The following is a 23,127-nucleotide window of genomic DNA, read 5'->3' on the forward strand; positions in this document are numbered from 1 at the left end:
TATTAAAATATAAATATCATATTTCCTTTTACTAAAAATCCCTATTCTTTTATATATTTCGATACAAAAAACTTTCTCAACACAAAATTAGAATTTTCAGTTTTTATTATCAAGAAAATCTATTATAATAAATTTAATAAATGTTTGACCTCTCCTAATTCATGTACATATGGATGATCAGTAGTCGCTGCTACTGATCTATTTTTTGATTTCAGAAAATAAATACGCTGCATCCTTTCCTACACCACAAATAAGTGCAGAGCCTCTTTGAGATTGCCACGGTAAACCGATATAATATAATCCTTTTACTGGACTTATTCCTCTTACATGATTAGGAAATCCATTCTCATTCACTGCCTTTTCTATTTCGATCCATTTATAGTTTTGAATAAAACCAGTTGACCATATAATGCTTTCTGCACTATACGTGCCACCATTTTCAAACATAATATTATTTTCTGATGCACTAACCACTTTTTCCTCTAGTTTAATTGCTCCACTACGAATAAGTTCTTTACCTTCAAAACCCAAAATAGGATCCTTTCTCTTCTTAAACCACTTTCCCCTCTTTGTATTTAATTCAGCGTACAATAAACCCAATTTTTCTAACCAACTAAAAATGCTTTTCCTAAAAAGATGTAACGGTAAAAATGTTAAAGGATGACTGATAGACATTGTAACTTCATGAGTTTTTGCAAGTTCTACTGCAATTTGCATTCCGGAATTCCCGCCACCTACTACTAGTACTTTTCCTTTAGGAATTTGTGATGGTGATTTATATTGAGATGAATGTATTTGAAAAACATGCGATGAAAGATGTTGTGAAAATGAGGGGATGTATGGTTGCTGAAAACCACCTGTTGCGATAACAACCTTTTTTGATTGTAAAATTTCTGTAGGAGTATGTAATTCGAATATATCTTTTTCTTTCTTTATTTTTAAAACTTCGGTTTGCAATTGGACGGGTAATTTAAAGCGCCTTGCATATTCTTCTAAATATGTTGCCATTTCATCTTTACATGGAAATCCCTTTCCTTCTCCTTTTACTATCATACCTGGTAAACTACTATATTCCCTCGGTGTGAAGAGCTGTAAAGAATCATATCTGTTTCTCCATGAATCCCCAATTTGGTGTCCTGCCTCAAATAATAAAAAATTATATCCTTCTTGCTTCAAGTAATATCCCATTGTTAATCCAGCTTGACCAGCTCCGATAATAATTAGGTCTTTCACTCTAATCCCTCCTTCCATTAAACGCATGAATATTTGTTCATATATTCATGCATTTTTATAATCATAATTTTATTTTTACATCATTCAATATTTACTCAAAATAAAAGGGGGTATACTCCCCTTCATTCTACTTTCCCAGTCTTTAGTGCTTGTGCCCAGTCATGCCTTTCCTGTTGAATAGCTAACCCAGCAGCTTCTTCCCAATTATAAGGAACTGAAATTTGTTCAATTATCCATTCCCCAAAAACCTCTTCTATCACTACATATTTTGCATGCGGGGTTCCCGACTCCATTTTATGTACAACAGGTAATTCATCTTTGTATGCAGAAAGTCCTACACTCCCTGGATTTATAACTATCTTACCGTTTGCCAAATAAACAACTCTAGGAATATGCGTATGACCGCATACTATTATTTTTTGTTCTATATTTTGGAGTTGATCCATTATATTTTTTTCACTCTTTAATACTGCACCATTCTCGTCCATCTCTTCTAGTAAATACACCTCATCTGAAGTTGGCGTACCATGACAAAATAAAGTATCGTCTACAATACATTGTGAAGGATGTTGTTTTAACCAATCTATATGATTTTCTGTTAATTGATTTCGAACAAAAGTTAGTGTAGCAGACTGCTCTTGTATAGGTTCCCAAAGCATGCGATCACAATTGCCCTTAATATGTATCATCTCAGTATTCATTAATATTTCAATTGTCCCTAAAGGATCTAATGGCCCATACACACTATCCCCTAAATTTATTATCATTTCGACCTTGCGACATTCAATATCTTCTAATACTACTTTTAATGCGTGACTATTTCCATGAATATCTGAAATGATTGCTATTTTCCTATTCATTGTAGCACCTACTTTGATAAATTATTTAGGATATCTTAATTTCTAAACCTTCTCCTCATAAAATATAATTCTATTCAAAAACGGATCAATCACAGTTAATTCCATTGTATCCCACGGCGTGCTCTCTATATCAGGTTTTGAATAAGCATATTCTTTATTCAATAATATAGAATGATAATCCTCTACATTACCTATTTTGACCCGAATCGCACCGCCTGGCGAAGCATCCCCATGATGTTCTGATAAATGTATTACAGCATCGTGTAACGAAATTTGCATATATAATGGCATATGTTCCTCATACCGATGTTCCCAATCCAGTTTAAACCCTAAAAAATCTAAATAAAATAGCTTTGCTTTTTCAACATCAAAAATTCTAAATATAGGTGTAATCATTTATAATCTCCTCCTATTTATAAACATCTGCCGCCAATTCCCTCAAAACATCCACATTCACTACTTCAAAGCAACCATTGTTCTTCTTTATAATCTCTTTATCACAAAAAATATTTAATGTACGTAATAGATGCCGATAACTCGTTCCTAACAATTCAGCTGTTTCTGTTAAATTCCCACTAAATACAATTCGATTTCCGTGCTGCACCGCTCGTTCCCCCGCTGCTAACATGTAACTCGCCAGTCTATTTTCAAGTGGATATAATAAATTAATTGTACTATTTTTTGAAAGTCGATTTAACTTATGTGCTAACGATCCGCAAATACATCGTAAAAATTTCGCATCATGAAATAGTTGATTTCTCACTTTCCCTAAAGGCAAACCAACACAATATGAATCTGCCATCACTTGTACGTTTGAAGCTGTCTTTTGAGAATGAATTAACTCCACATCCCCTAATAGCTGCAAACTATCATAAAAGCATAATAATACAGATTTCCCATTACTTAATGTATTAAATGCCTTCGCTTTTCCTTCAACGAAAAAATATAAATAATCTATCTCTTCATTTTCTCTACAAATAAACTCATTCTTTTTAAAAAATATAAGTTCCATATACGGATTCATATCATTACTAAAAAAAGAGGCAATATTATTTTGTCTCATATACTCTGCTAATTTAATAGAATTACATACTTTCTTCATAGTTCCCCCGCCTTTACAACTCATCCCCATTGTAATGAAAATTTTCTTTCTCTACTATGACATATGTCATAGTAATACACAATTTCAGCATGATACAGTCATTACAAATATGAAAATTAAAGGGGATATTACATTGTATAACTTTCTTTCTGTCTTTATTGGTGTGCTCATCGCCGTTATGCTGCCATTGAATGGGATTTTATCTGAGTTAATTGGCAAGTACACAGCGAGCGTTGTCATTCACCTTGTCGGTTTAATTGCAGTTATTTTCGTTTTAATTATAAACAAAAATAAAATTCGTTTCGAAAAAGGTATTCCACTTTTTCTATATAGCGCTGGAGCGATTGGAGTATTCACTGTTCTTTTTAATAATATTAGTTTCTCCGTCCTCGGTGCCTCTATTACGATCGCATTAAGTTTACTCGGTCAATCTATTGCTTCCATCGTTATTGACCATTTCGGCTTATTAGGAATGAAAGTTGCAAAGTTTGAAAAGAAAAAACTAATTGGATTATGTTTCATCTCTTCCGGAATTATAATCATGACAATTTATTAATGGAGGCAAGAAAATGTTATATATTACTATCTCTATTTTAGCTGGTGTTTCTATCGTTGTTGCTAGAATTATTAACGCGAATTTAGCAGCGAAAATCGGAAATTGGGAAGGCACGTTTTTTAATTATATTACTGGATTATTTTTCTCTATGTTATTTTTAATTTTCAGCTCAGATTCAATGTACATTCCTGTTCATACGTTGCAGTCTATTCCTATCGCTGTTTACTTAGGCGGATTAGTAGGCGTTATCGTCATCTCTTTATCGAACTATATTACTCCTAAAATATCAGCATTTTATTTAACGTTACTCATCTTTATTGGACAATTATTTGCGGGGACTATCATTGATTTCATCCTGTCACACGAACTCTCAATGGGCAAAGTCGTCGGTGGCATTTTCGTACTAATCGGGCTCACTTACAATTTACTCGTGGATCGTCCGATAAAAACTGTGAAGCATAACCAAGTTCAACTATAATACTTTACGCTTACCTATCATATATTAATAGAAACGCTCTTCATACGAAGTAATAGAGAGGAGAATATTCTATTAAAAAAATCATTTTACTGCTAGGTAGCGCATTGATTATTTTTGGTATCGTATGGTTTTTCAACTCTGGAAAATCTATTCAAGATTTCTATACAGCAAATAAACCAAAGAAGAAAGCTACTATCATTTCAACTCAAAGAGATCCAAATGAGCCCTCTGTTTTTTTAGGAAAACAGGAAATAAAAGATATACATGTCGAGTCAATTAAAACAAAAAAAGATATCTTTCTCACAAAAACAGATGAATTAAAAACGTTTATTAACAGTATGAATACCGCCAAAAAAGGCAAATTAACATTAGATGAAGAAGGTTCAGATTTAATAGATTGTGATATGTGGATTACTTTCGAGGATGGGACTTATAAAAAATATTTTATCTGGGTAGTTGATCATCACAGTAGTGAAGTAATGATTGCTCAGCAAGATACTCCTGATGATGTAAACCTTACGTACTATCAATTAAATGAAGATAGTTCAAAAAAAGTTTATAACTTATTTAAAAAAATTATTTAAACGAAAAAGTCATGAGCACGTGTGAAGTGCTTATGACTTTTTGTACTATATATAAGCTTTACTTACCATTTTTCAATTTCCGAATCGCAAAATATGCGAAAACAATCGAAATATAACAGATAGCAATCCCTAAGAAACTAACACTAAAACCATCTTTATGAATGGTCATCAATTTTAAAATATTAATATCCAATACGTGACCGATGAAAAGATACATCATAATAATTCCCGTTACTACAAAATAGTCTCTTCTTCTTAACTGCATTTTCATTAGCCATTCACCTCGCAATGTTTTCTATCTAAAACACACCATATATACTTAATATTTAAAATAACTTCCAAGTTCATAAAAATAATTCGAGTGTACTTTTTTACATACCAATCTTTCCCCCCTATAATAAAAGAGAAAACTCTTACTTTAATGGAGGGAATAGAAATGAAAGCAATTGGTTTACATGAATACTTACCTATTGAAGAAGAAAACAGTTTAATTGATATTGAAGTTGAAAGACCTGTTGCTACAGGAAGAGATATACTCGTTAAAATTAACGCTATTTCCATTAATCCAGTTGATACAAAAGTTCGCTCTCCGAAAGATAAAAAAGAAGATGTAGCGAAAATACTTGGCTGGGATGCTACTGGTGTAGTCGTACAAACGGGCGAAGGTTGTACGTTATTTAAAGAAGGCGACGAAGTGTTTTACGCTGGAAGCATTACGAGACAAGGTACATATAGTGAATATCATTTAGTTGATGAAAGAATTGTTGGTAAAAAACCTAAAACGTTAAGTGATGCTGAATCTGCAGCACTTCCGTTAACAGCTATTACAGCTTGGGAAGGTTTATTTGAACGTTTAGGCATTGATTATAATAAGAAAGATACAAATACATTTAAAAACATTTTAATTATCGGTGGAGCTGGTGGTGTTGGCTCGATTGCAATTCAACTAGCAAAATGGGCTGGACTGAATGTAATCACAACTGCATCCCGTAATGAAACGATACACTGGGTTGAAAAATGTGGTGCCGATCATATCGTTAACCATCACCAACCTTTACAAGATCAAATATTAGCGTTTGGACTAAAAGATATAGATTATATTTTCTGCTTAAACAATACAGATCAACATTGGCAAGCAATATGTGAGCTCATTAAACCACAAGGAAAAATTTGCTCTATCGTAGAAAATGACCACCCTCTTGAGATGGGGATTTTAAAAAGTAAAAGTGCTACATTCGTTTGGGAGTTTATGTTCACAAAAGCGATGTATGAAACTGGCGATATGATTACGCAGCACGAACTATTAAATAAAGTAAGCGAACTAATAGATGAAGGTATTTTAAAGACTACTTTAAATGAAACATTAACACCAATTAACGCTGAAAATGTAAAAAAAGCGCATGCCCTACTTGAAAGCGGAAGTACAATTGGGAAAATCGTTTTAGAAAAGTTTTAATAACAAAAAGTCCGATTTCCAAATGAGAAATCGGACTTTTTACTATCTTTATTTACTTGAAATCTCTTGATCATTTGGAACGTCTAACGGCTTTCGCTTCCCTATTCCGAAAGCATAGAAACTAATTGTTACGATAGCTAAGAAAACAATACCTACAACTAGTGAAATGCGCGTATCATCGTTAAACCACATTCCGATTAATACCATAATTAAAAAGGCAATTGTTAAATAGTTTGTAACAGGAGCAAATGGCATTTTGAACGGATGATCTTTCATCTCTGCCCCTTTTGCTTTTCTAAAATTAATTTGACTAATTAAAATGACGAACCATGGTACCATACCAGGAAGTACACTTGCACTATATACATATACGAATAAGTTTTTCGGTGCAATATAACTTAATACAACACCAACCGCTAAACCGATAATTACACCCACTGTACCAAATAATGGTACACCATTTCCAGAAAGTTTCGTGAAATATTTCGGCGCTTGTCCATTTACACCTAACGTATATAGCATACGTCCCGCACTATAAATACCACTATTACAACCAGACATTGCTGCTGTAATCACAACGAAGTTAATAAGTCCAGCCGCTGCCGTAATACCAACCTTCGCAAAAGTTGCTACGAACGGACTACCAATTGTACTTAATTGATCCCACGGATACACAGTTACAATAACGAAAATAGCACCAATATAGAAAATTAAAATACGCCAAATTGTACTTTGAATCGCTTTTGTAAGTGTCTTCTTCGGATTCTTCGCTTCACCAGCAGTAATACCGATTAATTCCACACCTTGGTATGCACCAACTACAAGTGATAATGCAAAGAAGAATCCTGAAAAACCACCTGTAAAGAAACCACCATTTGACCAAAGATTAGATATGCCAATCGCTTCTCCGCCGTTACCAATTCCAAAGAAAATAAGTCCAAATCCGGCAATAATCATTAATAGAATCGTAACGATCTTAATCATCGCAAACCAAAATTCAAATTCACCAAATGACTTAACAGAAACTAAGTTGGCTGCGCCAAGAATAACCATTGCAATTATACCTGGTATCCAAGCTGGTAAATCCGGGAACCAATATTTCATATACGCTCCAACCGCGATAATTTCTGACATCCCAACGATAACCCACTGGAACCAATTACTCCACGCTGTCATATAACCAGCTAGCGGATGAATATACTTATGACCGAACGTCGCAAATGAACCTGTACTCGGCTCCATATACAACATTTCACCCATCGCACGCATAATGAAGAAGATAAAAACACCTGCAATTGCATACGCAAGCATTACTGACGGACCTGTCCATTTAATCGTGCTGGCTGACCCCATAAACAAGCCAACACCAATCGTTCCGCCTAAAGCAATCATTTGAATATGACGTGCTTCTAAGCCTCTTTTCAATTCTTTGTTTGCCACTTCACTTCCCCCTCTTAGATGATTCATAGCCGCATTTTAAAACAAGATGCTTTCCCCTAATTCCTTCCGGCCCTGAAAATGATGAAGCAAACGTCATTTTACACTAGCTTTAAAGCTATCCTAAAATCGTTTTTTGCCTCTTACAAAATTCTCAAAACCTTTCATCTTCCAATATTCTATAAATCTTAAAATTACTTACCTTATATTAATTCATTAATCTGAAAAATTCAATTATTTTTTCGATAAAGTGAAACTTTAATCAGTGGAGAGGGTTTATTCCGCTGATTATTAGTTGAACCAATCGGACTTTTATGGCAGTTGATCTGTCACCTGGCTTCTTTGTCCCAACCGAATTTTAAGGTGGGAGTCTTACTGCCCGTTAAAACGGGATAAATTATTATACATAAGTCTGATTAATTTTTAGCTAAATTAACAATAAAATACATCTATTCAATATGATTCCGGCATGAATATTATTACAATATAAATAACCGAGGAAAGTATTTCTTCCTCGGTTTCATACTGCATATACTTCACTATTTATAGTTTGTACTGTAATTGCTTACACATGCAATTAACACATCACGCATAAATTTAATATATTAGTAAAACTACAAAGTCAATAGCTTCTACATCTCTTATTTATCCTGTTATCAAATCTCCTACTTTAAGAAAAATATAACTACACTTAAAACAATCAACAATACACCGGAAAGCGGAAAACTTTTCTCCTCAGCTTTTATCTTTCCCTCAACAATATCTTTAATTTTTGTTCGTATATCCTCCGGGCATTTTCTAAATAAAATATTAGTTGTATGCAATGGTCTATTCAATATTCGAATTTTAACAGGTGTTCCTGATAAATATATATTATTTTTATCCAAAGTAAATTCTATATTTGCTTCAGTAAGCCCATCTTTCACTAATCTATTCACTTGGTTAGAAGGTAAATTAAACACTGTATAATCATTAAAAGCTAGCCCTCTAACATCAAAATGTGAGTATATAAGTATAAGAGTTATAACCAACAAACATAGTATCAATATAGTTTTTGTTAATGAAAGTTTCTCTAATACGTAAGAAGATGTTGTCATATAAGCGCAAAAGAATGCCATTAAATTACAAAGATAGTGGTTTACAATAAAAGTTTTTCGTATAACTATTGTAAGACCAGAAATGATTAGTAGAGCACATACTAGATTCATTAACATATTTTATCCCCCAAAAAAACTATTACTATACAACTTTTCTATATTTTAACATTAATTACATATTCATACCTATAACTATTTTAATAAAATATAAAAGAGTCTCATTAAAAATGAGACCCTTTTACCATTTCATATTTAAATTGCTTTTGAAGTTTGTTTACCTAAAATAAAAAATTTAGTAAACACCATCATAATTACTACTATAACCAGAAAATAAAGTGGCATCACCAGTAACGAGCCCGTATGCAGCTGGCTCATTCCCCAGATTGTCATCGTTACAATTACATAGTACCCTAAGCTAAACAATGCTCCGGCTGTACCAATAACATCTTGAAAATCTACTAATGCTAAACTTAAACAGTTAGGTAACGCTATCCCAATCCCTAATAGCAATATAAACATCGCTAGTAAAAATCCAATCATATATATTATGTTTGGATTTGATCCCAATGAAGTAATAACAGTTAAAAGGATAGCTCCCCCTGTCATTACAAGACAACCGATATATATAATTTTCTCTGGTTTATAAGTAGCAAGCAACCGTTTCGACACTTTCGCTCCAATAATAGAAGCCGAAGCAACAACGATTCCTAAAAATCCATACATACTAGGCGATAACTGAAAGTATTCAATAAAGATAAACGGTGCTTCTGCATAATAGCTAAACAAAACACCATTCGCTCCTCCAATTAATAACCCGTATGTTACTACTTTTGGATTTGTAATTAACCTCTTTAAGACTGAAAACACATTTATTTTATTCGTTACTGCACCCGTTTTTGTTTCTGGAAGAGAAACAAACGTATACAGAAAAATTCCGAGACTCATAACTACTAAACTTAAAAATACGATTTTAAATCCAAACATTTGATCAAGAAAGCCACCAATTAACGGTCCTATCGCTGGTGTAAAAGCAATGACTGCCGAGATTTGAGCAAACATAACATGCCTCTTATGCCCTTCTACACTTTCACGAAGAATCGTTTGTGTCACAACAGAGCCAGCACTTGCTCCAAACGCTTGAATAAAACGACTTACCAATAAAACTTCAATGGAATTTGCAATAAAGCATAAGAAACTCCCTACGCCATATACGACAATTCCAAGTAACATTGCCGGGCGACGGCCAATTATATCCGATAACCATCCAATAAAAAATACACCTAAAGCAAATCCAGCAAAATACACACTAAGTGTTAACTGTACCTCATTATTACTTACATGTAGCGCCTTTGAAATATCAGGTAAAGACGGTGTGTAAATCGTTTCACTAATTTGTGGAAATGCGACAAGAATGATCATTAACAAAAGTGATGGTACTGAGACTTTTTTCATTTTTCATACCCTCCTATAACTTTGAAAATCTCAGAAATAAAAAGATTTTCCTAAGCTACGGAACAGGAGGGGCCATTATAGAAATTCGATCATAAAACAACAAAGAAAACACCTCAATTACGTATGTTAATACTTATAGGAGGGTAATATTAACATTGATTTTAATATATACTTTTTCAATTATATTACATATTGCGTTTCTTTTTCTAGTGTCGAACCTTGGAAGATTTGTTAAAAGGATAACTTGAAGTCACCACCTTTTTATGGAATAATTAGAAATAGTTTGAATTGATAGATTTAATCATCAAACGATAGACTAGCATATTTCTAATGTCGCAAAGCTTACAAACAGGAGGACTTTCGTAATGATTGAAATGTTAAGGACAGTAATAAATTTCCTGATTGCTCTATTCTCAGGAGAATTACCAATTGTATATTATGTGTGGATTATTATCCTATTCCTAATTCAAATAAGCCAATCCACTCTGAATTATAAACTCTTTAACAAGAAAGATAATTTCAACACTTATACATCGGAAGGATTACTTGCTTTTATTATTTTATTATTTGGAGGCATGTTAGTATCTAAGTTACTCGCTTACATAATAGACGATCCTACTATTAGTATGACAAATGTAACACATTATTTTATTTCTCTTATTATATTAACTATATTTGTCGTCATAAGCTGTCTTAAAGATTTTATAGAAACATCTATCAAAAATAAAAATGTGTCTCTTTTTAGCTTTTTAGTAGTTTCCTTAATAACAAGTATACTTTCATTCAAGTTTTTATCACCTTTAATCGAAGGTTCTTTTTCTCTTTCTAAATCTTTTATAACTACTTTAATCATTCTTGTAACTATATCAATTCCTCTATTAATTGCCTTAGAGGAAAAGTATGCAGATGAAAAGTAATTCTTGAATTTATATTTTGAAATTGAGTGTCTATTCTTTTTTAACGGTATTACTAAAAAAATATCAGTCATTGAATCGAAAATTAAGCAGAAATGAGGAAATACAATTGAGCATTGAACAACAATTATATGATGCAGTGAAAAGTTTAATTAACCAAAGATACCCACATAATTGGGGCGGAGCTGCAGCGATTCGTGTAGAAGATGGATCCATTTATACAAGTGTGGCCCCTGATGTAATAAATGCTTCAACAGAACTTTGTATGGAAACAGGTGCTATTTTAGAAGCACATAAATTTCATAAGAAAGTTACACATTCGATTTGTCTTGCCAGAGAAAATGAGCATTCTGAATTAAAAGTATTATCACCTTGTGGTGTATGCCAAGAACGTTTATTTTACTGGGGTCCAGAAGTACTATGCGCCATTACAAATTCTAAACAAGATATTATTTTCAAACCGTTAAAAGAGTTGCAGCCATACCATTGGAGCGAAGCATATCATGATGAATTCGTAAAAGAATGGAGTACAAGATAAAGTGAAAGCTGCTTGCAAATAAGCAGGAGAATAAAAAAAGCACCGTCACAAATGACGGTGCTTTTTTTATGTAAGAGCTACTAGAAGGTTCCCTTCTAGCCTACTCCCATTTATAAGTCCAAAATTGTTCAAGTTGCAGCCATTTTAATGTTGCTGCATCTTTGTTTTTAATTTTTGCATGTGTTTCTTCTAGCATCGCTTCTGTTTGGGAACGATGCGCGCCTAGTGCAGCTAATTTATGCTCGAATACTTCACTAATATTATTTACAACATCCGGCTCACCTAATACAGCTTCGCGATTTTTCGTAATCGCAACTGCATGAATGACTGGACGTTCTTCTTTTTGCATACGTGATACAGCGCGAACAACTGCGCGACCAAATGCATCATGATCTGGATGTACACCGTGCTCTGGATAAAATGTAATAATTCGAGATGGATTTACTTCTTGAATGATCGCTTCAATTTTATCTGCAACGAAATCAACATCTTCAAATTCTAACGTTTTATCATGGAAACCAAGCATTCTTAAATCTTGAATTCCCATCGCTTCACATGCATCTTTTAATTCTTTTTCACGTATATTTGGAATCGTTTCACGGTTAGCGAATACATTTTTCCCCATGTTACGTCCCATTTGTCCTAAAGTACCACACGCATACGTTACAGGTACTCCTTGATCTGTTAATAATCGAATTGTTCCTCCCGCCGCAAATGCTTCATCATCTGGATGCGGAAATACAACAAGTACATGTCTCTCCATAAGTTCCCCTCCTTCTTACTTAAATGGCGTTAAGCTTAACTCAAGCGCAACTGCTAAGCGGCCTTGGTTATCATGCCCTGCAAGTAATAAACGCTCTTTATCGTCTACTTCCCAGTGCGTAATACCTTCTGCATATACCCAGCCATGATCCATTTTTAAACCAACTCGGTATGGATTCGTTCCAGTAATCTTCCCGCGTTCAAAGCGAATAATTGCATTTCGAATGAATGCTCCAACTGTCATCATCTTTTCGTTAAAGTGTGACGCATACGCTCCGTTCGTTGTTTCTAAATGAATATATACATCTTTATTTACAAAACGTTCAATTTCATTTTGAATAAGAGAACTATCTTTTACTATTTCCATCGGAATTCACCTCTTTAAACCATTTTACGCAAAAATAATGTAAATTGCTATCTCTATATTAGAGGACAGCGCCTACTTTTCCTAATAATTTGCACTGTGTTTCTTTATTTTTTTACCCCGCATTAACGGATAGTAAGATTTCCACCTTAAAATCCAGCAAATGCACGTCAGCTATGTGGAAAATCAACTATCCCTAAATGCCCGATTGGTGAAGGCTAATAATCAGTGGGGATGAACAAAAAACCCACTGATTAAAGTTTCACTTTATATCATATGTAAAACCATCATTTTTTCCTTCACTTTGTTAAATAGTTTTCTTTCTTTTTTGAATTTGCTACAATATATTTTATCCCGTATTCATACAGCGAGATACATTTTGACAATTGAATACATACTTTAAAGAAGGTGACATGATTGGAACAATCAGCACATGAAGTAACAAATTGGCAATACTATTTTGCAATTGCCGTATTTTTAGTCACGTACGGATTTATTATTTCTGAGAAATTGAATCGTGCTGTAATCGCACTATTCGGCGCTGCTATTATGATTATTTTCGGAGTTGTAGATTTACATACCGCTTTCACATCACATATTCAATGGGAAACGATCACCCTTTTAATTGGGATGATGATTCTCGTACATATTACGAGTCAATCAGGCGTATTTGAATTTGTAGCCATTAAAGCGGCAAAAGCAGCTGGCGGAAAACCAATCCGCATTTTATTATTACTATCCCTATTAACTGCTGTCGGATCAGCACTTTTGGACAACGTAACAACCGTTTTATTAATCGTACCTGTTACACTGTCCATTACACGTATTTTAAAAGTAAACCCTGTCCCTTATTTGATTTCAGAAGTGCTATTTTCAAATATAGGCGGAACAGCAACACTAATCGGTGATCCACCGAACATTATAATCGGATCAGCAAATAAGCATTTAGATTTTAATGCCTTTTTACTAAACTTAGCTCCAATCGTAATTGTTATTTCTATCGTTACACTTGGCATTATTTACTTTATGTATCGCAACAAACTAAAAACAACACCTGAGCAAATTAAAATATTAATGGCATTGAACGAAAAAGATTATATTAAAGATCAAAGCCTCCTTTTAAAATCCATTTCGATTTTAGGACTAACTATTTTAGGCTTTGTACTTCATTCGATTATTCATGTAGACGCTGCCGTTATTGCGATGACAGGTGCTACACTTCTTATGCTAATTGGCGTGAAAGAACATGATATTGAAGATGTATTTGCCCACGTTGAATGGGTAACCATTTTCTTCTTCGCCGGACTATTCGTTCTCGTTGGCGGGTTAATTGATATCGGACTTATTTCTTCACTTGCACAACAAGTACTTGACGTAACAAATGGCGACATCGGTTTCGCCGCTATACTTATCTTATGGGTATCCGGCATCGCATCTGCAACAATCGACAACATCCCATTTGTCGCAACGATGATCCCACTTATTCAAGATTTAGCTACAGGACTCGGACTATCTGTCGACTCTCCGCAAATCGAAGTACTATGGTGGGCGTTATCACTTGGAGCTTGCTTAGGAGGAAACGGAACGCTAATCGGAGCATCCGCAAACGTAGTCGTTGCTGGTATTGCAAAACGTGAAGGACATGGATTCTCTTATATGGACTTCTTAAAGATTGGTTTACCATTAACAATCATCGCATTATTATTATCACATGCCTACATATATTTACGTTACTTGATGTAAAAGTTATATGGCATGAAATTATATCGTCAAAAACAAAAGGTTTGCAGCATCATGCTGCAAACCTTTTGTTTTTGTGTCTGGTATTATCCCTACTCTTTTATGAACACCAACAAATGATTTCTTACATTTTTTACGGATTCACTCCCACTCCTTGTGGGCTCGATCCTACTGGTACGGTTGTTAGTACTGTATTTGTATTTCCATCTATCACGGATACATTAGTTGAATCACTATTTGCTACATAGATACGATTCGTGGATGAATTCACTCCCACTGCGAATGGTTCCGTTCCTACTACCACGGTTGCTAATACTGTATTCGTATTTCCATCTATCACGGATACATTATTTGAACCAAAATTTGCTACATAAATCAAATTCGTTGATAAATTTACTCCCACTCCTACTGAGCCCGTTCCTACCGCTACGGTTGCTAGTACTGTATTCGTATTTCCATCTATCACGGACACATTATTTGAACCAACATTTGCTACATAGATACAATTCGTGGATGAACTAACTGCCACTCCGTATGGTCTCGTTCCTACTGGTACGGTTACTAGTACTGTATTCGTATTTCCATTTATCACCGATACATTATTTGAATCGAAATTTGATATATAGATACGATTCGCGGATGAATTTACTCCCACTCTTATTGGGGTCATTCCTACTGCTACGGTTGCTAGTACTGTATTCGTATTTCCATTTATCACCGATACATTATTTGAATTATTATTTGCTACATAAATCAAATTCGTTGATAAATTTACTCCCACTCCTGATGGATTCAATCCTACTGCTACGGTTGCTAATACTGTATTCGTATTTCCATTTATCACCGATACATTATTTGAAAGTGTATTTGCTACATAGATACGATTCGTGAGTGAATTCACTCCCAATCCTATCGGGGCAGATCCTACTGGTACGGTTGCTAGTACTGTATTCGTATTTCCATTTATCACCGATACATTAGTTGAACTAGTATTTGTTATATAAATTGTACCTAGACCCATACCTACTGGTGGTCCTGTAGGTCCCGTACTTCCTGTTGGACCGGTGGCTCCTGTTGGTCCTGTATCTCCTGTTGGCCCCGTACTTCCTGTTGATCCCGTGTTTCCTGTTGGACCGGTATCTCCCGTTGAACCGGTGTTTCCTGTTGGTCCTGTACTTCCTGTTGGACCAGTGGCTCCTGTTGGACCGGTGCTTCCTGTCGGTCCCGTACTTCCTGTTGGACCGGTATTTCCTGTTGGACCGGTGCTTCCTGTTAGACCGGTGTTTCCTGTTGGACCGGTGCTTCCTGTTGGACCGGTGTTTCCTGTTGGACCGGTGCTTCCTGTTGGACCGGTGCTTCCTGTTGGACCGGTATTTCCTGTTGGACCGGTGCTTCCCGTTGGTCCCGTGCTTCCCGTTGGTCCCGTGCTTCCCGTTGGTCCCGTGCTTCCCGTTGGTCCCGCGCTTCCTGTTGGACCAGTGCCTCCTGTTGGACCAGTGCTTCCTGTTGGACCGGTTGGCAATGTTACTGGTGGAATGGGCGGTAAAGTAGGACCAATTAAATTGGGATCTAATGCATGAGCTTGAAGTATCTCACTTATTTTTTTCATTGAATGTTTATCATTCAATTCATTACCCCCTTCGCTTATTTTATTGTATGAGAATATGTATTGTTACTTTACATACACATATCGTTTAATAGTCACACTCCTCCAAGCATTGTTTTTCCACAGCCTAAAAAGGTATGCAGTGCTAAACTGCATACCTTTTTCCATCACCAAAATATACCGATAATTGCTAACCCACCTAGTATCATACCACCAATTTGTCCAATGATTGTTGGTGATAATTGAACACCCTTTCGCACTTCAACAACTGGTCTTTCATGCCTTAGTTGCTGCACTTCACTTTGCAGTTGATGTACACTTCCGTGTAATTCTTTAATTAGTTCCTTTAATTCAGCGACCTCTTCATTTACTGGTTTACTTTTTTCTAAATTCATCTCGCATAACTCCTTATAAATTCAATCAGTTCACTGTAAATTTTCGCCAATTATCATTATATTTCCTGCATACTACATATATAATTTCGGATATACTTTCTAACCTTGCATCTCTATCCATTCATTCCTTAACATCCCCATAATGATACGATCAAAGTACTTTCCATCTCTTTGAACTGCTTCTCTCATACAGCCTTCTATCTGAAAGCCCATTTTTTTATACAACTCAATAGCTACTTTATTATAAGAAATAACATCCAGACCGACGCGGTGCAAATTCAATTCATAGAAAGCATATTTTAAGATAAGATGGATCGCTTCTCTTCCATATCCCTTCCCTCTATTATTTGCATCTCCTATACCTATTGCTAATAAACCCGTTCTGTTATTCCACTCTATGCCATGAATTGCAACAAAACCAATTAAGCGATTATCTTGAACTGTTCTTAACATGAAAGCAACACTGTTCGATCTCCGTCCCTTTAATAGCCCATCACTCGCTATTTCCTGTAAAGATTGTGGGAATGCTACATCTGTATCTACGTTTCTTACATACTCACTTTCTTCTTGCCACATAGCCATTACTTCAGCGTCTGCTTCTCTCATAGCTGATAATTTAATCGTTTTATTTTGAAAAAGATTCATTGTCATTTCAAACTCCCCCTTTTTTAATAACGGGGATACTTATTTTAGCCTATTTATCCCCTTATTCCATAAACTGCTTTATAAACGGGATACTTACAATAAGCGCTGACATTGGCACATCTCCTCTACATTAAGCTACCTTCATTTTACATTTTTTCACTTTTCCAAACAAACCAATTATTGTGTTCTATTATTTAGAACTATAGTATACTTAATTATTCTTCAGATTATTCAATCAAGACAAGAAATTATAGAAGGTGAAAACATGTTTCATGTAAAACAACTACTCTATTTTACTTATGAACAAGCATTATCCTGTTTGTTCCCTGTCGTTATTTTTTTAACACTTGCTCTTTCAAAAATCATATCGATTCCAGGGTTGTACCGATATGATTTCATACTCATCGTATGTCTTCTGATGCAGTGGATTATGTACAAAACTGGACTTGAAACAAAAGACGAATTAAAAGTAATTACTGTCTTCCACCTCATCGGCCTTCTACTAGAAATATATAAAGTTCATTTCGGTTCATGGAGTTATCCTGAAGAGGCGTATTCAAAGGTTTTTGGAGTTCCACTTTATAGTGGTTTTATGTATGCAAGTGTTGCCAGTTACATATGCCAAGCATGGAGAAGATTGCATTTACAAATGCATCATTGGCCGAGGGCTATTTTTGCCATACCGCTAGGCGCTATGATTTACTTTAATTTTTTCACACATCATTTTCTATATGACTTTAGATGGGTATTAACTGTACTTTTATTCATCGTTTTCTTTCGGACATTTGTAGAATTTTCATTACGAGGCGTTACATATAAAATGCCACTCGTTCTCTCCTTTTTCCTTATTGGTTTCTTTATTTGGATTGCAGAGAACATCGCAACATTTTTCGGAGCATGGCAATATCCAAATCAACGGGAAGCGTGGAATCTCGTTCACTTAAGCAAAATTAGCTCATGGTTTTTACTCGTTGTTATTAGCATTATGATTGTTACACAACTTAAACATTTGAAGGAGTCGAAAAGATAACGCTGATTATGTAAAAACAGGTAGCCCATCACTCCTTAGAGAGTGATGGGCTACCTTTTTTACCGTCCTTATCAAAGGCGTTATAAATTACAAGAGCTTAAGCAGTTACACATTATGAGCTACTAGCAGAAGATGTTGCTGCAGATGAAGCGGCAATCGTTGCCATCATAGCTGCTTGTTGTGCTTGTATGAGGACTTCTATCATAGTTTGTAAACCTGTGTTGGTAGCTTTACTTTCCTCACCTTTCTGACTTACGAACAGTTGAATAGCAATAAGAATATTCACATCTGTATGCCAACGGAATAATTTCTCCCCTTGCAATTTTTCAATCAACGCTTTAATAGCATAAATCTCTTTTTCTCCATCTTCAAGTAACGCTAATAGCCCGATTGCTGGATAATGCATCTGTTTCACTTTTACCTTTTCTTGTTTTAACAAATTCCATATGTTTGTACATGTTGCAACTAACATTTCTTCACGGACATCCTTCTTTAGTGAAAGAATATGACTTAAAAACTGAAGATCATTCCCTTTACGCAAACCAGCTTTCGCTAGTTTCTGATACAGACGTTCTACTCGGTCCATAAGTGTCTCTACATTCTCTGATTGTCCTGCTAATAAAACTGCGAGCGGATAATCATTCGTACCTGTAAGAAAAAGATGATCCTCTTTCATGCGTTTATATACTTGCTTCGAACGCTGAATGTGCGTGTCATGCCGTTCATTTTCTTCTGTTAAAAGCACAGCTGCTGCGAGATAAGTAAATATACTTCGGCTAAAACCAACAGCAACCAATTGTTCGTATAAATCTAAAAACTTCCGAAAAGCTTTCTTATAATCTGTAAAGTGAATATCTAAAGTTGCAGCCACCACAAAGCGATGATAAGACTTCAAGTATGAAAACATCCCTACTTGATTTTTAATATAACTACTAATCTCTAAAAAACGTCCGAGATCAAACAATTTATCACTAGTCGTATACATAGCAGCAATCATCATTCCTGTTCGAGAATCACTCGTTTTCCATTTTAATTCTCCCTTTAACTGTCCATATGTATGTGTGTATTGCTCCAACTTTTGTTCTAATGTAATCATAATATTCACCCCTATTTCTAGTTCTTCTCTATTATTATACGTATATTCCATATTTAGGAACAAGCTATTTCATACAGATTTTACAGCTTTATACTTTCTTCTGAATTAGCTTCAATATTTTTCTATTATGTAAAACAAAAAAAAGATAGATAATAAATTATCTACCCTTTTTGTCTATATATTATTTAACATTACACCTTTATTGTGATTTCGTTTTTTATACGCAATTCAAACTAAAGAGCCTTAATAATACGCTCCATCGCCTTCATTTGCCCAATATGATCAGCTTCATGATAAAGCATCATACCGTAAAGCTCCCCTACCGTTTCCAATCCTAGGAATGGCTCTGGCAGTTTATTTTCAAATGCTTCTGCTGGAATTTCGTTAATACGTTTTGCTTGTTCTTTTAATTGAGCCGTTAACACTTCCAATGACGGCCCCTCTGTTTTCCATTTAGAAGGTCTTGATCCATACCCAAACATACCTGGATATTCAGTTGGTAATTGTTTGAATTCTTTTCCAAACATGAAAACTTCTGCTGCCGTTAACACGTGACCAATATGCCAACGAATTGTATTGTTAAAACCCTCTGGCTGTGTATCCACAGTTTTATCGTCTAGCATCTCCATAAATTTAAGCAATTCCCCGCGCGTTATTTCAAATTGTTTTAAACCAATTATTCTATTCATTTTATCGTTCCCCTTCTTCATGTACCATTTATTATGAACTAAGAATGTTCAACTTATTAAAGTTTCACCTTGTTTAATCTATCAGAAACAATGAAGAAATACATCTAATATGCTTAGCAAAAATATTTAAAAGGTTCACCCCTAATAAATATAGAATTACTTACTACACAATTAGTTTAGTAAATAATAGAGGAGTGTCAATTACATGTTACATATTTTAAAACAACAATATAATCTTATTAGCTCTACAAGAGAAACCCTATTTTCATTTTTGGAAGAAATCCCACTAGAAAAATTGCATAGTACTGTTCCTAATTTCGGGAGCGGTAGCATTATACAGACACATATTCATGTAGCCGATTGCTATCGATACTGGCTTGGATCATTTGCATTCAAGCAAAAGCGATCTGATTTTTCATTTGCTAGCGATTATGAAATTGAGCATGCAGATGTCGCGAAAGTCCGTGCTAGATTTAAGTTAGTAGATGAGGTTGTACAACGTTTTTTAGATGAATACAATGACCGTTGGCTCGAAAATATAGTAAATGAAGTGAAATGGCAAAAAGAGTCTTGGAGTACAACTCCGCTATGGCTTTTAACTCATACGGAAACACATGAATTTCATCATAAAGGACAAATTGTATCGATGGCTCGTCACCTTGGATTCACTCCTCCTGATACAGATCTTAGTTAATGCAATGGTTCTAAATATCTATCAAAAGCTTTAGTCAAATAAAAATCAAACAACTTTAATGAGCCTTACTACAGTAAAATATAGCAAGGCTCTTTCATCTTCATATCAACATCAAATAAAAGCTCTTAACACATTTATAATACTGTCAATACCAAATAGTCTCAGCATAATTATATGCATCACTATTCGGAATGGCATGTTTCCCTTGCGCCTGTGCCTTTCTTGGATCTAAATCATATACCATTGGCGTATAACATGATGTTTGCCCTTTATTTACAACACCATTTCCTCCAGCACTACCACAAGTATATACCTTTCCATCTGTTTTTCTTACGATTCTTGCATCAGCTTCGTTATTATATACTGCTGCACGAGTTACTGTAACTTTTGCCCACGCTGTCTTACACGTTGTGCTAAATTTTAATTCCACATAAGAATTGGAATCAATCCACTTCTTTTCTTTCGTTACTGCGGATTGGTCACAGCTATTGTAATACGGACTTTTCCCATCATACGAATGATCTTCTGCATATGCTTTATCATTATTCGTCGTACTAAACACACTAGTTAAAACGAGCAATGATAGACAAAAACATGCACTTAGCTTTTTTAAAAGTTTCAAAGTATTCCACTCCTTTTTAATAGCGTCCTGTTTTTCCATAACCATTATTAAACGTAACCGCTTCAGCATCTGCTGTGTATCCGAAATCAGCAGTTAAATCAAATACCATTCCTGTATAAGTGCTCGTTTGACCTGTTTTTATTGTCCCATTTCCCTGATTAGAAGTGACTGATTTTTGGAATACACCATTTTTGTATTTATTCACAACAGCGTATGCATACACTCCTCCAGAAACAGCTGGTGCTGGTTGATCTAAAACAAACTTAGCCCAAGCTGCATGACATTTATTACTATAACGTAAATACACGGTCCCTACTTTTTTACTACCTTCGTATACCGCTGTAGACTTTGCATTAAATCCATCTGCATCACACGTTGTACTGCCTCCGTATACTTTCGTTGTTGCTGGATTTTTCCCGTCATAATAACTACTTAAATCAGTAGCCGCAAATGTACTTCCTTGGAAACTAAATAATACCCCTACACTCGCTACACTTAACACACATACTTTCATTAACTTTTTAAACATTTTCAATCTCCTCCCCAAAAATAAGTACGTATAATAAAGACAATCTACCCCCTATGTACGCCCCTCCTTTCATGCTTCCTAGAGGCATCTTACAGAAACGACTAAACGTTGTAAATTTCCTTATGATTATTGGAATATACGAAGAAATTTACGTATCCGTCTAAGAAAAAAAGTTGAGAAATACACATGTTATAGCATTCTTTATTTAAAATATAAAAGAACCGATACTCGTTTCATGCAAGCATCGGTTCTTTATACAAAATTGCCATTTTTACTATTATATAAAATAAATATTTCTCCACTTAATCCGTTGTAAAAAACTCCCTCGTTACATCAATAAATTGCTGTAATGGAGCGGTCATCCATTTATCTTTATGCCAAGCAATTTGTGTATAAATCGGTGAGATTTCACTCTCTAAATGTAACTCTTTTATCGTCCCCTCTCGTATATCTTTTTCTACTACTATTGCTGGTAACACGGCTATACCTAAATCTGCAATAACACATTGTTTAATTGCCTCGACACTAACGAACTCAATTTTATTTGCCGGATACACATCTTCTGTACGAAATAGCTCTTCAAATAAAGTCCGGTACGAGCACCCTAGCTCTGTTAGCAATAACGTCTCACTTTCTAAATCTTTTGTAGAAACGGAAGCTTCCTCGAGTAAGTGATGTCCTGAAGCAGCTACTACTCTTAATTCTTCTTTCATAAGCGGCTCCACATGTAAAGCATCTTCTGTTTTACATTCATCCAAAATAAAGGCAAGATCGACTTTTCCCTCCATCAATTGTTCCTTCGCATCTTTATTGGAATGTGCTGGTTTAAATATAAGCTTTATTTGAGGAAATTGTGCTTTAAACCTCTTTAATATAGAAGGAAGCCTATATGTACATTGACTTTCCTGCGCACCGATTATTAACGTACCTGCTATTTCCTCATCATCTTTCACAGCCATTTTTGCTTCGTTACTGAGTGCAATCATCTTGTCGGCATATAGTTGAAACTTTCTACCTGCTTCAGTTAAAAAAAGACGTTTTCCTAATCTTTCAAATAACGGCGTACCTAGCTCAGCCTCTAACGTTTTAATTTGCGCCGTTACGCTCGATTGAGCAAAGTTTAATTTCTTCGCAGTTTGTGTAAAATTCAAAGTATCCGCAGCTATTTTAAATGTAATTAATTGTTTTATCTCCATTTATGGTCCCTCTTTTCGATCGATATTTCCGATTGATTTCATCGAAATAATC

27 protein-coding genes are annotated in these 23,127 nt (G+C 34.9%); 9 read left to right on the forward strand and 18 right to left on the reverse strand.

Annotation, left to right across the window (positions count from 1 at the left end):
• Nucleotides 1-198 precede the first annotated feature (198 nt).
• The 4 genes from ACTFOB_RS09015 to yeiL form a co-directional block, all read right to left on the reverse strand.
• The gene (locus ACTFOB_RS09015; protein WP_440025785.1) at nt 199-1,233 is read right to left on the reverse strand and encodes a flavin-containing monooxygenase; all 1,035 of its coding nucleotides are present in this window, start codon (nt 1,231-1,233) and stop codon (nt 199-201) included.
• 122 nt (nt 1,234-1,355) lie between these two features.
• Nucleotides 1,356-2,093, reverse strand: a complete 738-nt coding sequence (locus ACTFOB_RS09020; protein ID WP_440025783.1) for a metallophosphoesterase family protein — start codon at nt 2,091-2,093, stop codon at nt 1,356-1,358.
• A gap of 42 nt (nt 2,094-2,135) precedes the next feature.
• Nucleotides 2,136-2,489, reverse strand: a complete 354-nt coding sequence (locus ACTFOB_RS09025; protein ID WP_440025781.1) for a glyoxalase superfamily protein — start codon at nt 2,487-2,489, stop codon at nt 2,136-2,138.
• A gap of 13 nt (nt 2,490-2,502) precedes the next feature.
• On the reverse strand, nt 2,503-3,195 hold the full coding sequence (yeiL, locus tag ACTFOB_RS09030) for a transcriptional regulator YeiL (RefSeq protein WP_440025780.1): 693 nt from the start codon (nt 3,193-3,195) through the stop codon (nt 2,503-2,505).
• Nucleotides 3,196-3,304: 109 nt separating this feature from the next.
• Here yeiL and ACTFOB_RS09035 point away from each other — a divergent pair, with 109 nt between their 5' ends.
• The 3 genes from ACTFOB_RS09035 (at nt 3,305) to ACTFOB_RS09045 (ending at nt 4,813) form a co-directional block, all read left to right on the forward strand.
• Nucleotides 3,305-3,751 (forward strand): DMT family transporter, encoded by a 447-nt coding sequence (locus ACTFOB_RS09035; protein WP_151634425.1) that lies wholly within the window; start codon nt 3,305-3,307, stop codon nt 3,749-3,751.
• Nucleotides 3,752-3,764: 13 nt separating this feature from the next.
• Nucleotides 3,765-4,229: a DMT family transporter gene (locus ACTFOB_RS09040; RefSeq protein WP_440025777.1), complete on the forward strand. Its 465-nt coding sequence runs from the start codon at nt 3,765-3,767 to the stop codon at nt 4,227-4,229.
• An 89-nt stretch (nt 4,230-4,318) separates the two neighbouring features.
• Nucleotides 4,319-4,813, forward strand: a complete 495-nt coding sequence (locus ACTFOB_RS09045; RefSeq protein WP_440025853.1) for a hypothetical protein — start codon at nt 4,319-4,321, stop codon at nt 4,811-4,813.
• A gap of 58 nt (nt 4,814-4,871) precedes the next feature.
• Here the strand turns inward: ACTFOB_RS09045 and ACTFOB_RS09050 are convergent, their stop codons facing one another.
• On the reverse strand, nt 4,872-5,084 hold the full coding sequence (locus ACTFOB_RS09050; protein ID WP_440025775.1) for a hypothetical protein: 213 nt from the start codon (nt 5,082-5,084) through the stop codon (nt 4,872-4,874).
• A 165-nt stretch (nt 5,085-5,249) separates the two neighbouring features.
• Here ACTFOB_RS09050 and ACTFOB_RS09055 point away from each other — a divergent pair, with 165 nt between their 5' ends.
• The gene (locus ACTFOB_RS09055) at nt 5,250-6,269 is read left to right on the forward strand and encodes a zinc-binding alcohol dehydrogenase family protein (RefSeq protein ID WP_440025773.1); all 1,020 of its coding nucleotides are present in this window, start codon (nt 5,250-5,252) and stop codon (nt 6,267-6,269) included.
• 48 nt (nt 6,270-6,317) lie between these two features.
• On the opposite strand, the gene ACTFOB_RS09060 is transcribed toward ACTFOB_RS09055, so the two are convergent.
• From ACTFOB_RS09060 to ACTFOB_RS09070, 3 genes are all read right to left on the reverse strand, one after another.
• Nucleotides 6,318-7,709: an amino acid permease gene (locus ACTFOB_RS09060; protein WP_440025852.1), complete on the reverse strand. Its 1,392-nt coding sequence runs from the start codon at nt 7,707-7,709 to the stop codon at nt 6,318-6,320.
• A gap of 662 nt (nt 7,710-8,371) precedes the next feature.
• On the reverse strand, nt 8,372-8,920 hold the full coding sequence (locus tag ACTFOB_RS09065; protein WP_440025772.1) for a hypothetical protein: 549 nt from the start codon (nt 8,918-8,920) through the stop codon (nt 8,372-8,374).
• Between the two features lie 135 nt (nt 8,921-9,055).
• A complete protein-coding gene (locus tag ACTFOB_RS09070; protein ID WP_440025770.1) occupies nt 9,056-10,255 on the reverse strand; it encodes a multidrug effflux MFS transporter in 1,200 nt (399 codons plus the stop codon).
• A gap of 365 nt (nt 10,256-10,620) precedes the next feature.
• Here ACTFOB_RS09070 and ACTFOB_RS09075 point away from each other — a divergent pair, with 365 nt between their 5' ends.
• On the forward strand, nt 10,621-11,172 hold the full coding sequence (locus ACTFOB_RS09075; RefSeq protein WP_440025768.1) for a DUF5823 family protein: 552 nt from the start codon (nt 10,621-10,623) through the stop codon (nt 11,170-11,172).
• Between the two features lie 106 nt (nt 11,173-11,278).
• Complete coding sequence (locus tag ACTFOB_RS09080) at nt 11,279-11,707, forward strand: cytidine deaminase (protein WP_440025766.1); 429 nt, start codon at nt 11,279-11,281, stop codon at nt 11,705-11,707.
• Between the two features lie 100 nt (nt 11,708-11,807).
• On the opposite strand, the gene bshB2 is transcribed toward ACTFOB_RS09080, so the two are convergent.
• Together bshB2 and ACTFOB_RS09090 are read right to left on the reverse strand one after the other, a co-directional pair.
• On the reverse strand, nt 11,808-12,470 hold the full coding sequence (gene bshB2 / locus ACTFOB_RS09085; RefSeq protein ID WP_098387652.1) for a bacillithiol biosynthesis deacetylase BshB2: 663 nt from the start codon (nt 12,468-12,470) through the stop codon (nt 11,808-11,810).
• A 15-nt stretch (nt 12,471-12,485) separates the two neighbouring features.
• Nucleotides 12,486-12,836, reverse strand: a complete 351-nt coding sequence (locus ACTFOB_RS09090) for a YojF family protein (protein ID WP_000407039.1) — start codon at nt 12,834-12,836, stop codon at nt 12,486-12,488.
• A 414-nt stretch (nt 12,837-13,250) separates the two neighbouring features.
• Between ACTFOB_RS09090 and ACTFOB_RS09095 the strand changes: the two genes are divergently transcribed.
• Nucleotides 13,251-14,576, forward strand: a complete 1,326-nt coding sequence (locus tag ACTFOB_RS09095; RefSeq protein WP_440025764.1) for an ArsB/NhaD family transporter — start codon at nt 13,251-13,253, stop codon at nt 14,574-14,576.
• 130 nt (nt 14,577-14,706) lie between these two features.
• On the opposite strand, the gene ACTFOB_RS09100 is transcribed toward ACTFOB_RS09095, so the two are convergent.
• From ACTFOB_RS09100 to ACTFOB_RS09110, 3 genes are all read right to left on the reverse strand, one after another.
• A complete protein-coding gene (locus ACTFOB_RS09100; RefSeq protein WP_440025851.1) occupies nt 14,707-16,182 on the reverse strand; it encodes a YVTN family beta-propeller repeat protein in 1,476 nt (491 codons plus the stop codon).
• A 164-nt stretch (nt 16,183-16,346) separates the two neighbouring features.
• Entirely contained in the window at nt 16,347-16,574 is a 228-nt protein-coding gene (locus ACTFOB_RS09105) for a hypothetical protein (protein ID WP_002033458.1), read from the reverse strand.
• A 99-nt stretch (nt 16,575-16,673) separates the two neighbouring features.
• The gene (locus tag ACTFOB_RS09110; RefSeq protein ID WP_440025762.1) at nt 16,674-17,225 is read right to left on the reverse strand and encodes a GNAT family N-acetyltransferase; all 552 of its coding nucleotides are present in this window, start codon (nt 17,223-17,225) and stop codon (nt 16,674-16,676) included.
• A 259-nt stretch (nt 17,226-17,484) separates the two neighbouring features.
• Between ACTFOB_RS09110 and ACTFOB_RS09115 the strand changes: the two genes are divergently transcribed.
• Nucleotides 17,485-18,249, forward strand: a complete 765-nt coding sequence (locus ACTFOB_RS09115; RefSeq protein WP_440025761.1) for a DUF817 domain-containing protein — start codon at nt 17,485-17,487, stop codon at nt 18,247-18,249.
• Between the two features lie 112 nt (nt 18,250-18,361).
• Here ACTFOB_RS09115 and ACTFOB_RS09120 read toward each other — a convergent pair whose 3' ends face one another.
• Nucleotides 18,362-19,396, reverse strand: coding sequence for a DUF4003 domain-containing protein (locus ACTFOB_RS09120; protein ID WP_440025759.1), 1,035 nt, complete (start codon nt 19,394-19,396; stop codon nt 18,362-18,364).
• A gap of 182 nt (nt 19,397-19,578) precedes the next feature.
• Nucleotides 19,579-20,055 (reverse strand): DinB family protein, encoded by a 477-nt coding sequence (locus tag ACTFOB_RS09125; protein WP_440025758.1) that lies wholly within the window; start codon nt 20,053-20,055, stop codon nt 19,579-19,581.
• Nucleotides 20,056-20,239: 184 nt separating this feature from the next.
• On the opposite strand from ACTFOB_RS09125, the gene ACTFOB_RS09130 reads away from it, so the two are divergent.
• Complete coding sequence (locus tag ACTFOB_RS09130; RefSeq protein WP_440025756.1) at nt 20,240-20,728, forward strand: DinB family protein; 489 nt, start codon at nt 20,240-20,242, stop codon at nt 20,726-20,728.
• Nucleotides 20,729-20,873: 145 nt separating this feature from the next.
• On the opposite strand, the gene ACTFOB_RS09135 is transcribed toward ACTFOB_RS09130, so the two are convergent.
• The 3 genes from ACTFOB_RS09135 to ACTFOB_RS09145 all read right to left on the reverse strand — a co-directional run bounded on the left by ACTFOB_RS09135 (nt 20,874) and on the right by ACTFOB_RS09145 (nt 23,075).
• Nucleotides 20,874-21,350 (reverse strand): DUF2690 domain-containing protein, encoded by a 477-nt coding sequence (locus ACTFOB_RS09135; RefSeq protein ID WP_440025754.1) that lies wholly within the window; start codon nt 21,348-21,350, stop codon nt 20,874-20,876.
• A 16-nt stretch (nt 21,351-21,366) separates the two neighbouring features.
• Nucleotides 21,367-21,879 carry a YjfA family protein gene (locus ACTFOB_RS09140; RefSeq protein WP_000473750.1) on the reverse strand — a complete coding sequence of 171 codons (513 nt, stop codon included), beginning with the start codon at nt 21,877-21,879 and terminating at the stop codon, nt 21,367-21,369.
• Between the two features lie 302 nt (nt 21,880-22,181).
• Nucleotides 22,182-23,075, reverse strand: coding sequence for a LysR family transcriptional regulator (locus ACTFOB_RS09145; RefSeq protein ID WP_440025753.1), 894 nt, complete (start codon nt 23,073-23,075; stop codon nt 22,182-22,184).
• Nucleotides 23,076-23,127 lie beyond the last annotated feature (52 nt).

It is taken from the genome of Bacillus cereus group sp. MYBK79-1 (assembly GCF_051915365.1).
GTDB lineage: Bacteria > Bacillota > Bacilli > Bacillales > Bacillaceae_G > Bacillus_A.

Coding starts and splice junctions, on each gene's coding strand:
- ACTFOB_RS09115 (WP_440025761.1), top strand. CDS start 17,485: ATGTTTCATGTAAAACAACTACTCTATTTTACTTATGAACAAGCATTA.
- ACTFOB_RS09100 (WP_440025851.1), bottom strand. CDS start 16,182: ATGAAAAAAATAAGTGAGATACTTCAAGCTCATGCATTAGATCCCAAT.
- ACTFOB_RS09120 (WP_440025759.1), bottom strand. CDS start 19,396: ATGGAATATACGTATAATAATAGAGAAGAACTAGAAATAGGGGTGAAT.
- ACTFOB_RS09140 (WP_000473750.1), bottom strand. CDS start 21,879: ATGTTTAAAAAGTTAATGAAAGTATGTGTGTTAAGTGTAGCGAGTGTA.
- ACTFOB_RS09075 (WP_440025768.1), top strand. CDS start 10,621: ATGATTGAAATGTTAAGGACAGTAATAAATTTCCTGATTGCTCTATTC.
- ACTFOB_RS09070 (WP_440025770.1), bottom strand. CDS start 10,255: ATGAAAAAAGTCTCAGTACCATCACTTTTGTTAATGATCATTCTTGTC.
- yeiL (WP_440025780.1), bottom strand. CDS start 3,195: ATGAAGAAAGTATGTAATTCTATTAAATTAGCAGAGTATATGAGACAA.
- ACTFOB_RS09035 (WP_151634425.1), top strand. CDS start 3,305: ATGAAAATTAAAGGGGATATTACATTGTATAACTTTCTTTCTGTCTTT.
- ACTFOB_RS09020 (WP_440025783.1), bottom strand. CDS start 2,093: ATGAATAGGAAAATAGCAATCATTTCAGATATTCATGGAAATAGTCAC.
- ACTFOB_RS09050 (WP_440025775.1), bottom strand. CDS start 5,084: ATGAAAATGCAGTTAAGAAGAAGAGACTATTTTGTAGTAACGGGAATT.
- ACTFOB_RS09090 (WP_000407039.1), bottom strand. CDS start 12,836: ATGGAAATAGTAAAAGATAGTTCTCTTATTCAAAATGAAATTGAACGT.
- bshB2 (WP_098387652.1), bottom strand. CDS start 12,470: ATGGAGAGACATGTACTTGTTGTATTTCCGCATCCAGATGATGAAGCA.
- ACTFOB_RS09055 (WP_440025773.1), top strand. CDS start 5,250: ATGAAAGCAATTGGTTTACATGAATACTTACCTATTGAAGAAGAAAAC.
- ACTFOB_RS09065 (WP_440025772.1), bottom strand. CDS start 8,920: ATGTTAATGAATCTAGTATGTGCTCTACTAATCATTTCTGGTCTTACA.
- ACTFOB_RS09125 (WP_440025758.1), bottom strand. CDS start 20,055: ATGAAGAAGGGGAACGATAAAATGAATAGAATAATTGGTTTAAAACAA.
- ACTFOB_RS09110 (WP_440025762.1), bottom strand. CDS start 17,225: ATGACAATGAATCTTTTTCAAAATAAAACGATTAAATTATCAGCTATG.
- ACTFOB_RS09025 (WP_440025781.1), bottom strand. CDS start 2,489: ATGATTACACCTATATTTAGAATTTTTGATGTTGAAAAAGCAAAGCTA.
- ACTFOB_RS09040 (WP_440025777.1), top strand. CDS start 3,765: ATGTTATATATTACTATCTCTATTTTAGCTGGTGTTTCTATCGTTGTT.
- ACTFOB_RS09130 (WP_440025756.1), top strand. CDS start 20,240: ATGTTACATATTTTAAAACAACAATATAATCTTATTAGCTCTACAAGA.
- ACTFOB_RS09145 (WP_440025753.1), bottom strand. CDS start 23,075: ATGGAGATAAAACAATTAATTACATTTAAAATAGCTGCGGATACTTTG.
- ACTFOB_RS09105 (WP_002033458.1), bottom strand. CDS start 16,574: ATGAATTTAGAAAAAAGTAAACCAGTAAATGAAGAGGTCGCTGAATTA.